The following is a 12,285-nucleotide window of genomic DNA, read 5'->3' on the forward strand; positions in this document are numbered from 1 at the left end:
GCTAATGGCGAAGATCTCTGTATCCACCTTGCTCAAAAAGAAGCAAGCCGGTGAAAAAATCACTTCTTTAACCGCCTATGACGCCAGTTTTGCCAAGCTGTTTGCCGACAATGGCGTTGATGCCGTGCTGGTAGGCGACTCTCTGGGCATGGTACTGCAAGGCGGCGACGACACTCTGGCGGTCAGCATTGATGATATTGCCTATCACACCAAGTGCGTGCGCGCCGGCAGCCGAGAGCTTTTCGTTATTGCCGACATGCCCTTTATGACCTATAACAATGTCGAGCAGAGCTGTGCCAACGCTGCCACGCTAATGCGTGCCGGTGCCAACATGGTAAAACTCGAAGGCGGTCAGTGGCTGCACGATAGCATTCGCGCCCTGACTCAACAAGGTGTGCCTGTTTGTGGTCACCTCGGCTTAACGCCGCAGTCGGTGCATGTTTTTGGCGGCTTTAAAATTCAGGGGCGCGATAAAGAGCAGGCCGATAAAATGATTGCCGACGCCCGGGCTCTCGAAGCCGCAGGCGCTCAGCTGCTGGTACTTGAGTGTATTCCCAGCGTACTTGCCAAAGCCATTACCGAAGCGGTCAGCATTCCGACTATCGGCATAGGTGCAGGTAAAGACACGGATGGTCAGATTTTAGTAATGCATGATCTTGTGGGTATTTCTGCCGGTTATATCCCCAAGTTCTCAAAAAACTTCCTGGCGGAAACCGGCAATATGCCGGCGGCGGTGAAGAAGTATTGTGACGATGTAAAAAGTGGCGCCTTCCCAGGGCCTGACCACGAGTTCAATTAAGCGAAATTAGTGCATGCAAACAACCAGCGAAATCCGTTCTCTTCGTAGTCAGGTAAAGGCCTGGCGCCAGGCGGGGCTAAGCGTCGCCTTTGTACCTACCATGGGCAACCTTCATGAAGGCCATTTTTCCTTGGTCGATAAAGCCAAGACCCTGGCCGACAAGGTGGTGGTCAGCATCTTTGTTAACCCCATGCAATTTGGTGCCAATGAAGACCTGGATGCCTATCCGCGTACCCTACAGCAAGACCAACAGGGCCTTAGCGAGCGCGGTGCCGACTATCTGTTTACGCCCACGGTAGAGACCATCTACCCCAATGGCCTGGGCAGCCAAAGCTATGTCGATGTCCCCGAAGTATCCATGGGTTACTGTGGCGGCTCGCGCCCTGGCCACTTCCGCGGTGTAGCCACAGTGGTGACCAAGTTGTTTAACCTGGTACAACCGGATTTTGCCTGTTTTGGCGAGAAAGACTTTCAACAGTTGCAAGTGATCAAAACCATGGTGCGCGACCTTTCCATGCCAGTGGAAGTGGTGGGTGTACCAACCAAGCGTGACGTCAGCGGCCTGGCCCTAAGCTCGCGTAATGGTTATCTGAGCGACGAGCAAAAGCAGCAGGCTACAGTACTGTTTTCAACCCTGAACTGGGTCAAAGAGCAGATCGAGGACGGCATCAAAGACTTTGCCGATCTGGAGCAGCGCGCCAAGGAGCGTATCGCTGGCACAGGCCTGGTTGTTGATTACTTCAATATTGCCGAGCGCAATACCTTGCGTCGCGCCGAGCAGCAGGACGGTGAGCTGGTTATTTTAGCCGCCGCTTTTGTTGGTAAAGTAAGACTTATCGACAATTTGCCGCTAGACTGCAAGTAGAATAGAAGAATAAACAAGGTGATAGGATGAACAAAGCGATAACTTCTGCGGCTTTTGCGGGCGCACTAATGCTGGTACTGGGTGGCTGTCAAAACGGTGTTAACAACCCTGAGCTCAATCAATGTGCGCAACAAAACTTCCAATGTGAGAACAGCTGTAATAACAGCAGCATAGATGAAAGCATGACCAATCAGGTTTGTGTGGCACAGTGCCAGGAAATGTATAACCGCTGTAAGGAGCAGGCCGAGAAGCTCGGCGACGTGAAGTAACTCTATCCCTTGATACGGCATCCATTGGATGCCGTTTTTCGTTTTAAGGCAGTTGCAAGGCCTGCTTTAGCTCGGCAATTTGCTGTTCGCTGTATGGCTGACTCGGATGCAGTCCCCACACCGGCTTAGGCCAGGCGATATCACCGCGATAACGGGCAATATGATGAATATGCAACTGTGGCACCATGTTGCCCAGCGCCGCTATATTGAGTTTGTCCGGGTTAAACACCGACTTTAGCAACTGACTCAACCGCGCCGACTCCTGCATCAGCATAAGCTGCTCCTGCTCCGTTAGGTCGATGATCTCCGTCACCCCTTCTTTGCGCGGCACCAGGATAAACCAGGGATACTGACTGTCATTCATCAGCAACAGCTTACACAAAGGCCAGTCGGCCAGTTCAATACAGTCTTTTTGTAATTCGGGCGCCAAAGAAAACATATCTACTCCTCTTGATATAGCCATCGGCTGCGTTTGGTGGCAATAAGTTGCGCTGCCCAGGGTGCATGAGTACCATCGGGCATAGGATTACAACAATAAGGTTTACCCGTGTCTAAAACAACCAAATACTTATCTCTGGCGCTAGCCAGTGGCTTGGCGTGCAGTGCCGCCAGCGCCAAAGAGCTTAGCCTGGAGCGTATCTTCGACGACCCTAACCTTGCCGGCACGGCGCCAGTGCAATTAAAGTTTTCTCCCGATGGCAGCCGCGTGACCTATTTGCAGGGCAAAAAAGACGACTACAACCGCTACGATTTATGGGAATACAACCTCAAAGACAACAGCAATCGCCTGTTAGTTGATTCCCAGGCGCTGTTTTCCGGCCCGGAAACCCTGTCCGATGAAGAAAAGGCACGCCGTGAGCGCCAGCGTATTTTTGGCCGCGGTATTTTAGAATACACCTGGTCGAAAGACGGCCAGGCGCTGTTGTTCCCGCTCAATGGCGATCTTTACTACTACCAGTTGGCCACAGGCAAAAGCCGTAAGCTGACCGATACCGAAGCCTTTGAAACCGATGCCCGCTTCTCACCCAAGGGCAATTATGTGTCCTTTATTCGTGAGCAAAACCTGTATGCTCTGGCACTGGACAGTGGCAAAGAAGTCCAGCTAACCAAGGACGGCGGCGGCGTAATCAAAAACGGCATGGCCGAGTTTGTGGCCCAGGAAGAAATGAGCCGCATGACAGGCTACTGGTGGGCCGGTGATGAAAGCAAGATTGCCTTTACCCGTATCGATGAAACGCCGGTTGCCGAGGCGATCCGTAACGAAATCTATGCCGAAGAAGTAAAGCTATTCAATCAGCGCTACCCCTTTACCGGCACCGACAATGTTGAAATTGAACTGGGTGTTGTCAGCCTTAACGACCAGCAAATCGACTGGGTCGACCTGGGTGAAGAAAAAGACATTTATATTGCCCGTGCCGACTGGTTAAAAGACAGCAAGACCTTGGCCTATCAGTGGCAAGACCGTGCTCAGCACAATCTGGAACTGCGTTTTTATAACAGCGAAACGAAAACACAAAAAGTAGCGCTAAAAGAAACCAGCGAGACCTGGATCAACCTGCACTTCGACCTTAAGTTCTTAAAAGACAAGCAACACTTTGTCTGGGCCTCGGAGCGCGACGGCTTCAAGCACCTGTATCTGTACAAAAACGATGGCACCTTGGTACGCCAGATCACCTCGGGTGAGTGGATTGTTGAAGCCATTAAAGGCATTGATGAGAAAAAGGGCCTGATTTACTTTGCCGGTCGCAAAGACACCCCACTTGAAAGCCACCTCTACAGCACGCCGCTGTTTGAGCAAGGCGAGATCAGCCGTATCACCAACAGCGGTGAATACCACAATGTGGTGATGGCCGACGATCAGCAAACCTTTATCGACAGCGCATCTGCGGTTAATCGCCCTCCTTATGTGGCGCTGCGCAAAGCCAATGGCGACTTTATTACCTGGCTGGAGCAAAACGAGCTAAACAAGACGCACCCGCTTACGCCTTATCTGAGCGACCTGGTGGAGCCGGAGTACGGCACTATTGAGGCGGAAGATGGGCAAATTATGCACTATCGTCTGTTCAAGCCACGCAAGTTGAACAAAAAGCAAAAGCACCCTGTGATGGTGAATGTTTACGGCGGCCCACATGCCCAGCGCGTGACCAACAGCTGGCGCAGCAAGAACCTGTATTTCCAATACATGGTGCAACAGGGTTATGTGGTCTTCCAGCTTGATAACCGTGGCTCGTATAACCGCGGCAAACGCTTTGAAGATGTGATCTACAAGCACCTGGGTGAGGCCGAAGTGCGTGACCAGATCAAGGGCGTCGAATTCTTACGTACCCTGGATTACGTCGACCCGGAACGTATCGGTATTTATGGCCATAGCTACGGCGGCTATATGGCGCTGATGACCATGTTTAAAGCCGGTGACTACTTCAAGGCCGGTGTTTCCGGTGCACCTGTGACCGACTGGGCCCTGTACGACACCCACTACACGGAGCGCTACCTGAGCCACCCGAAAACCAATGCCAAGGGTTATGAGCAAAGCGCGGTGTTCCCCTATGTGGATGGTCTCAAAGGTCCACTGATGATTTATCACGGTATGGCCGATGACAACGTGTTGTTCACTCATGCCACCAAGCTGTTTAAACAGTTGCAGGATAAGGCCCTGCCGTTTGAAATGATGACCTACCCGGGCTCAAAACACAGCTTGCGCGGTAAAAAGGTGCAAACTCACCTGCATCAAACCATTACCGACTTCTTCAACCGTCACTTCGACATGGAAGAAAAATAAGTCGTACTAAAAATAAAAAAGGCTGGGAATTCCCAGCCTTTTTTATGTCTTTGATTGTAAATTGGCTTTGTCGGCGCAGAGCACCGACCTACAAGCTTACAAGGCTAAAGCCTCGCCCACAGCACCGACTCACAACCTCATCTTAAAAACGTCACGGGCGAAACAAGTGCTAGGCAAAAATTGCCGAAAAGCCGCAGTTTACATCTGGTAAATGAGGACCTTGAGGCAATTTTTAACACCGCAATTGTGAGCCAAGTAGTTTTTAACCGCTATTAACGGCAATAACGTGCGAACAGGGCTGCCACAGTCGGTGCCGTCGGCTTACCATGCTGCCAGTCGCCGCCTTCAACGCCACTACCGGCAATATCCATATGCACATAAGGCAATGGCTGATCGCTATCCAGGCCGTGCTTATCCAAGCCCGACACTATGGCGAGGAAAGCCATAGGGAACTGGTGACCACGAGCGGTAACCGCCGACGGTGCATTGTTGCTGGAAAGCAGATCATCGGCCTGAGTGCGCGGCTGCACAAAGTCATAGTCTTCACGACGCGAACGAGACACCTCGGCGCAATCAGCCCACAGGTCGCCATGCTCAACCAGCTGCTGCGATACCTTGGCGGCACGTGCCGGACCATTTTCAACATAGGCGCTGTAAGGACCTACCGCACGGGCGGCATGACCGGTTAGCGTGGCCACGGTGAAAATCTCCGGATTCACTTCGTTTTTCGCCAGGTCTTTGGCTTCGCTTAACAGATCACCCATGGCCAGACGCCCTTCGGCATCCGTGTTACCTATGCGTACACGCACGCCTTCACGGCCGGTGATGATCTCATCGGGAACGAAACAATCAGAGCCGATGGAGTTACGCACCACGGCCAGGTAAGCTATAACCTTAACGCCTTTAGGCTGCGCTTCGGCCACCGCCTTCATAAAACCGGCTACCGATGCGGCACCGCCCTTATCACGGCTCATACCGGCCATAAAACCGCCCACCTTCAGATCGGCACCACCTGTGTCATAGACCAGGCCTTTACCCACGAAGATAAGGGTACGTTCAACGTCGCCCTCTGGCACATAGGCCAGTTTCACCACGCGCGGATGATGGCGCTCGACCGCGTAAGAGGCGCGGGCTACCGTGCTCAGCAGAGGGTAATCCTTGTCTATAGTGGCGATATCGCTGATCACCTCGGTGGTTACCTTAGTATTTTTAAATAGCTCCACACAGTAATCGGCAAAACGCGGTGGTGCCATGCGCTCAGGCTCGGTACCGCACAGGTCACGGGCGGCATACTGACCGGCGGCAACGGCATTCATCTGCTTCAGCTGCTCGTCATCGGCGCCAACAACGCCTATGGCTTGAATTGGAGAGATGGCTTCGCCGTGATACTCACGCGCTTCAAGAGGCTGCCATAGCGCCTGATTAGCACCCAAAAAGGCCACTTCGCTGGCAAACTCATACCCAGCTAGCTCGCTGATACCAGACACATACAAGGCAGGCTTTACGGCACCGGCCTGCTTCGCCAGCTCAATACCGGCCTTGGCGGCGGCAAATACGCGGCGAACATCATCATAGTCACGAGTCAAAGGCCCGGTCGGAGCAATAATAAGACGCTGGCCCGGTGCCGCTTCAGATACCAAAAGCGTACATTGCTTACCAATGCGGCTGTCTACGGCACTACTTTGACGCACTTGGTCAAGGTAAGGCTGAGGTACTGAATCCAGATTGGCACTGATAATGATAAGCGCATCGAACTGGCCTTGGGCGTTTGCGGCATCAAGACCGGCGCAGGCGATAGCGTGGGCATAAGACATAAAAAAAGGTCCTAAATTTAAACAAAGGACCTTTATTATCGGTGATTTAGCGCCCCTTTACTACCGAGTGCAAGGCTTAGCAGCTCGGCCTGTAAAGGAGCTTGGCAAGCTTAGCTTACGACGAGGCTTTATTTGCCCGTTCATCGCGCCTGTGGGTGACTATGACCGACCAGGCTTCAAGCATAACCAGCACACTGACCACAAGCACTATGGCATCCAGGCTGACCAGCAGCCAGTTGCCCTGCTCATAGTATTCGACCAGTTTAATCAAGCCGGCAAAGAAGGCCATGGTGAGTACGAAGACCATGGGGATCAGGGTATAAATGGCTGGGCGTCCCGCCTTGATCAGCATCACAGAAATCACCAACAGAGTAAGGCTGGCAAGGATCTGGTTGGTTGAACCAAACAAGGGCCAGATGATCATGCCACCGCTGCCCGATGAACCACCGGCGCCAAAGGCCAGCAGCAAACAGCAAGCCACGGCGACCAAGGTGGCAATAATGCCGTTTTTCAGCAGACCAAGGTTATAAATTTCGCCCCACTCCTGAATAATGTAGCGTTGCAGACGCACCCCAGAGTCCATGGTGGTACCGGCAAAGAGCACCACCATCACAGCCAACAGGGTCGAGGCCACCTCGGTGGAGATCCCCCAGCCGCTTTCGATTAGATTGGCACCGCCGGTAATAAAGGCATTCACGCTACCGGCACCCAGGTGACTGTAGATCTCATGCCATTCCTCGGGCGACACCGCCAAGGCTACACCACTGACCGCCACTAAGGTGATCAGCGCCAAACAGCCCTCGCCCACAGCGCCGAGATAACCAACAAAGCGACCATCGGTTTCCTTATCCAGTTGTTTAGAGCTGGTTCCCGAGGAGACGATGCCGTGGAAGCCAGACACGGCACCACAGGCTATGGTTACAAATAACAACGGAATAATACTCGGGGTATCGACCGCGGTTTGGGTGTTAAAGGCCGGCGCCGTGATATCCGGCATGGAAACAAACACCGCACCGTAAAGCAGCACCAGACCTACCAGCAATTGCATGCCGTTGATAAAGTCGCGCGGTTGCAGCAACACCCACACCGGCAGCAAAGAAGCGATGGCGGCATAGATAAAGAGAATGATGATCCAGTTGGCCTTATCGGCCAGACCAAACATTTCCGTGGGCAGCGCCAGTGGCATAGAGCTGCCCATATAGATGGTGGCATAAAGCACCCCCACACCTATGGCGCACAGAGGAATAAGCGGCACCTTACGGTGCAGCAGCTGACCTATGATCAGCGCCACAACTATGGCCGACCAGGCCGGGAACACAGCGTTAGGTTGTGCCACAAAAGAGTTGGCGATCACCACCCCAAATACCGCATTCACCATCAGCAGCACCAGGAACACCACTATCATAAATAATGAGCGGGTACGCTTACCGATCACCGACTCCGACAGCGCGCCCATGGACTTACCCTTATGGCGGGCACTGGCCCACAGGGCGCCCATATCGTGCACCCCGGCGAAGAAGATGGTACCAAATACCACCCACAGCACCGCCGGCACCCAGCCCCAGTACACGGCGATGGCCGGACCCACTATGGGCGCCGCCCCGGCTACCGAGGTAAAATGGTGCCCCCAAAGAACCACCTTGTTGGTGGGCACATAATCTACACCGTCCTCTAGCTCGTGAGCTGGCGTTACAAACCTGTCATCCATGCGAAATATTTTTTCAGCGATAAACTTGGAATACACCAGCCAGCCAAATAACATGCCGACGATGCCAAGCAAGACAATAACAACCGATTGCATAGTCTTCTCTCTTTGGTTTTTGTAGTCATTAAGTATTGCAACGCACGAGCGCGTTTACGCAAAAGCCCAGATTCACCTTATCAGCATAGTGTAAAAATTCACTGGTGCTTTAGTCTAAGATGCTCAGTTGCTGCACATCGGCTTGCTCGCTGTCTATGCCCACGCCTAATCCCAGCAGCCTCACTTCCGGGGTTACGCCCCTTTCATAGGCCTTGGCCAGCAAGGCATTGAATACCTCTATACTCAGGCTGCGACCGCTCTGATCCGCCGTGGTGACATGAAAGTCGGCGAACTTCACCTTAACCGAAAGTTTATTGATGCGCTGGTGTAGCTGCTGCCTGTCCAATCGCATGATGAGTTCTTCGAGCAAGGCAGGCAGGGCTTGCTGGCACTGGGCCAAGGTTATTTTGTTGTATTCGTAAGTGTGTTCCACGCTGAGGGATTTGCGCACCCGCTCGGTGCTCACTGCGCCGATGACCTGACCGGCACATTTTTGATATAAGGAAGCACCGAAATTCCCCAAATGTTGCTGCATCCAGGTCATACCCTTATCCAGCACATCCTGACCTTTAAACAACCCCTGGGCGTGCAGTTTTTCTATGGTGACCTTGCCCACTCCGGGGATTTTTTTAAGGTCTAGCGCCGCTAAAAACGCCGGCACCTGATCCGGGGTGATCACACATTGGCCATTGGGTTTGTTTTCGTCGCTGGCAATTTTGGCAATAAACTTGATGGGTGCTATGCCCGCAGATGCCGTCAGCCCGGTTTCGGCCTGAATTTCCCGCCTGATTCGTTCGGCAATCAAGGTGGCACTGCCCTGGCAAGCCTGAGCGTCGGTGACATCGAGATAAGCCTCGTCCAACGACAGGGGCTCAATCAGCTCGGTATAACGGCGAAAAATCGTGCGAATCTGCTGCGACACCTCTTTGTACACCTGCATGCGCCCGGGCACTATTACCAGCTCAGGGCAAAGCTGCTTGGCATGATAGTTGGACATGGCCGAACGCACCCCGTATTGGCGGGCGATATAATTGGCGGTGGACAGCACCCCACGACGACTCTTGCCACCAATAGCCAAAGGCACTGTGGCAAGCTTAGGGTTATCGCGCATTTCCACTGCAGCATAAAAGCAATCCATATCGATATGGATAAATTTCTTCATGACCATAAGAGAAGAAGATTGTTTTGCCTATCTTCGCAGATATGAAATTATAAGGCCACAAAAATACTGTATAAAATACTGTATGAACTAATGAATAGCGTTACGTTTCAACTAAGATTTTAGGTTGGCATAAAAAAACCGGCCAGGGCCGGTTCTTATACTCGTTGTCTCAGCTTAGAAATGCTTACTAGACTTGGCCCACTTGGCAATATCACTGCCAAGAGTATTTACTGTGTGTGCTAACACAGAGCAAGAGCCCTTAAAGCCACCTAAGAAACCACCGGCCGAATTACGCGTTTTGCTGGTGCTGTCGACCACCTTGCCATCGATCATCAGTTTTGCCGATACCGAGGCCGATTTACGGTGACCAATAAAGGCATTACCGCCACTGTACACATTATCTATGCTCAATTGCAGTACCTTACCGCTTTGTGGCAATTCCCCTTGAACTTGCTTAATTGCCAGACGCTGCGCCTTGGCATACTTCACCAAAGAATCTGAAAACTGATTACCCAACTGGTAACACTCGTTTCTAACGTTGTCGGCAATAACATTGGGCTGTGAATAAGGCACATTGGCTAGGATATAGATCACCTCGTCACCTTGCGCAGACTTTGGTGCCTTGGCAAGGTTCGCTTTGCTAACCGAGTCCTGTTGAGGTGCTTGAGCAGAAGCTGGCGCAGCAGCCGGGGCTGTATGTGTTGTTGCCTTGCTCGCTTCAGCACTGCTCACTGCGGCATTGTTAGTTTGCAGGTTAGATGGGCTTGCAGTGGTGTTATTATCGGTCGAATTACAGCCGCTTAGGGCTAATGCAGTTAATGCGATAAGTGGATATTTCATGTTAACTCCCTTTATTATTGTTGTAAGCCGGATATTGTTACAGGGATGTAACTAATTGTAAAACCCATCTTATAGATGAAATGAAATTATTCGCGACTCCCTCCTTCCTGATTAGATAATTTTCTTCAGTAACAATGAGGTAAAACAGGTATTCATATTGGGATTCCCTTCACCTAATTGTTCAAATAACAACCTTCATACATCCCTTAGAAAAACGGTGACTCCCGGCACAACTGTTATACTTAATGCAATAGATAATAAGGGTGTGGACACGCCCCTTACACTGGGTATTGTCAGCACCGCCATGGCCAATCATCTTCACGCTTTTGGAAGGAGTGGCAGCTATGTTAAAACGTGTCTTACACTGGGCTTGGGTCGCACTTCTTGTCGCCCTGCCTCTAACTGGATTTACCGCCACATCAACCTGGAAGATTGCCTCGCTGGAATGGCCTCCCTATGCCAGCGAGCATATGGACAATGGCGGCGATGCCATTGCCTCACTGCGCGACCTGCTGGCGCCTCATGATATTGCCATCGAAGTTGATTATCTGCCCTGGGAGCAGGCCCAGCTAAGGGCGGCTGCAGGCGAATACGTCGGCTATTTCCCGGCCTGGCCCTCTGAGGTACGCAGCGGTTTTATCGCTTCTGCACCGCTTGGCTTTTCTCACCTTGGCATACTCGGTAAAAGCGACAACGACCTGGATTATCGCAACCTTATCCACCTGTTTGAGCAATATAAGGTGGGGGTAGTTGCCAGCTATGTGTATCCCACCAACATACAAAATGTACTCGACGCCTACGGAGAAACCCTGCACTACGCCAGCTCGGAGCGGGAATTGGTGAATATGCTCAACAGGGGCAGCGTCGATTTAATCCTGGCAAGCCCGGAAGTTGTAGGTCACTTCTCGCCAAGCAAACGGGCAAAAAAACTCAAAATGGTCACCCAGTTTGCCGATATTCCCCTGGTGTTGGCACTTAAACAAAACGACACCAATCGCGCTCGCAAGGGCTTCTTGGATGACCTGCTCCAGCGTCACCTGCATAGCAATACCGCCTTTACCCGGCCAACGCATCTGGTTGGCACCTATATCAATACCCCAGGCGTTGAGCCCTTTATCCATTTTATTGAACAGATCTACGCCGAGCTTGGCATCAGTTTAAAACTGGAAGCGGTTCCGGCTCGCCGTGGTTTGGTACTGCTCAATGCCGGACTGAGTGATCTTGATGTAGTGCGAGTAGCGGCAAATATGGCCAGGTTTAAGAATGTGCGTGTGGTTGAGCCCACGCTGGCACTTGGAGAGCACATCTTGTTGTGTGACAAGGCGGTCCCTTGTAATTTGGCGGCCTTAAGTAAGCCGAGCAACAAAATACTGGTGACTCGGGGAGCCTTAGAGTCCCTGACCAACTTTGATATCAAGGCCAAGCTGATGTTTAACGAAAAGCTCAGGCGTACGCCCGAATTGTTAAAACGCTATGAATTTGAATATGCGATATTTTCTACTGTGTTTGGTGATGGCCAGCAATACGCGAATGACTTTAATATCTTGCCGTTGCGGCGGTTTCGCCTTAATCATGTGGTTAATCGCCGGCTCGACCCCTTGGTCCCCGAGCTACAAAGAACGATTCAGGCCAAGTTAGACGACTTTACCCCAAACAGTGTGCATTAAGACTTATTTTGCTTTTTCTTGGAGCGTTTAAACAGGCCTAACCAAAATGCGCCTTCTAAAAATGCGCCGACGATCAATAAGGCCAACACTCCTTTTTCGGCGCCTATGGCATAACAAATCAGTGCCAGCGGCAAGGCCCATAGCCAAAGGTATTTACGTACACTCATCGCCCAATCCCTATCTAGTTGATGGCCTAGGCTATCTAACTTAGCGATATTGAACAAGAATTGTGCAACATAAAAGTGTAAGCATGTATTACCAGGAGAGGTTGCTGAGGTACCCTGATGTT

11 protein-coding genes are annotated in these 12,285 nt (G+C 51.8%); 5 read left to right on the forward strand and 6 right to left on the reverse strand.

Translation table 11 applies throughout. The annotated features are described in order from the left end of the window. Positions 1–4: 4 nt before the first annotated feature. From panB to C2M34_RS02515, 3 genes are read left to right on the forward strand one after another with little or no spacing between them, the layout of a single operon-like run. Positions 5–799, forward strand: coding sequence for a 3-methyl-2-oxobutanoate hydroxymethyltransferase (panB, locus tag C2M34_RS02505; RefSeq protein ID WP_105257983.1), 795 nt, complete (start codon positions 5–7; stop codon positions 797–799). 13 nt (positions 800–812) lie between these two features. Further along, on the forward strand, positions 813–1,664 hold the full coding sequence (panC, locus tag C2M34_RS02510) for a pantoate--beta-alanine ligase (RefSeq protein WP_105199510.1): 852 nt from the start codon (positions 813–815) through the stop codon (positions 1,662–1,664). A 26-nt stretch (positions 1,665–1,690) separates the two neighbouring features. Next, the gene (locus C2M34_RS02515) at positions 1,691–1,933 is read left to right on the forward strand and encodes a hypothetical protein (protein ID WP_105199509.1); all 243 of its coding nucleotides are present in this window, start codon (positions 1,691–1,693) and stop codon (positions 1,931–1,933) included. A gap of 43 nt (positions 1,934–1,976) precedes the next feature. On the opposite strand, the gene C2M34_RS02520 is transcribed toward C2M34_RS02515, so the two are convergent. After that, on the reverse strand, positions 1,977–2,372 hold the full coding sequence (locus C2M34_RS02520; protein ID WP_105199508.1) for an HIT domain-containing protein: 396 nt from the start codon (positions 2,370–2,372) through the stop codon (positions 1,977–1,979). A 108-nt stretch (positions 2,373–2,480) separates the two neighbouring features. Here C2M34_RS02520 and C2M34_RS02525 point away from each other — a divergent pair, with 108 nt between their 5' ends. Continuing rightward, complete coding sequence (locus C2M34_RS02525; RefSeq protein WP_105257984.1) at positions 2,481–4,712, forward strand: S9 family peptidase; 2,232 nt, start codon at positions 2,481–2,483, stop codon at positions 4,710–4,712. Positions 4,713–4,984: 272 nt separating this feature from the next. On the opposite strand, the gene C2M34_RS02530 is transcribed toward C2M34_RS02525, so the two are convergent. The 4 genes from C2M34_RS02530 to C2M34_RS02545 form a co-directional block, all read right to left on the reverse strand. Next, on the reverse strand, positions 4,985–6,526 hold the full coding sequence (locus C2M34_RS02530; protein WP_105257985.1) for a M17 family metallopeptidase: 1,542 nt from the start codon (positions 6,524–6,526) through the stop codon (positions 4,985–4,987). 115 nt (positions 6,527–6,641) lie between these two features. After that, on the reverse strand, positions 6,642–8,327 hold the full coding sequence (locus tag C2M34_RS02535) for a carbon starvation CstA family protein (RefSeq protein ID WP_105199505.1): 1,686 nt from the start codon (positions 8,325–8,327) through the stop codon (positions 6,642–6,644). A 109-nt stretch (positions 8,328–8,436) separates the two neighbouring features. Further along, positions 8,437–9,489, reverse strand: coding sequence for a DNA polymerase IV (dinB, locus tag C2M34_RS02540; RefSeq protein WP_105257986.1), 1,053 nt, complete (start codon positions 9,487–9,489; stop codon positions 8,437–8,439). A gap of 174 nt (positions 9,490–9,663) precedes the next feature. Further along, positions 9,664–10,329 (reverse strand): hypothetical protein, encoded by a 666-nt coding sequence (locus C2M34_RS02545; RefSeq protein WP_105257987.1) that lies wholly within the window; start codon positions 10,327–10,329, stop codon positions 9,664–9,666. A 344-nt stretch (positions 10,330–10,673) separates the two neighbouring features. Between C2M34_RS02545 and C2M34_RS02550 the strand changes: the two genes are divergently transcribed. Further along, positions 10,674–11,996, forward strand: a complete 1,323-nt coding sequence (locus tag C2M34_RS02550) for a hypothetical protein (protein WP_105257988.1) — start codon at positions 10,674–10,676, stop codon at positions 11,994–11,996. On the opposite strand, the gene C2M34_RS15740 is transcribed toward C2M34_RS02550, so the two are convergent. After that, positions 11,993–12,163, reverse strand: a complete 171-nt coding sequence (locus C2M34_RS15740) for a hypothetical protein (RefSeq protein WP_199878765.1) — start codon at positions 12,161–12,163, stop codon at positions 11,993–11,995. The genes C2M34_RS02550 and C2M34_RS15740 overlap by 4 nt on opposite strands. Positions 12,164–12,285: the final 122 nt, after the last annotated feature.

This window comes from Pseudoalteromonas sp. T1lg88 (assembly GCF_002964765.1).
Lineage (GTDB): Bacteria > Pseudomonadota > Gammaproteobacteria > Enterobacterales > Alteromonadaceae > Pseudoalteromonas.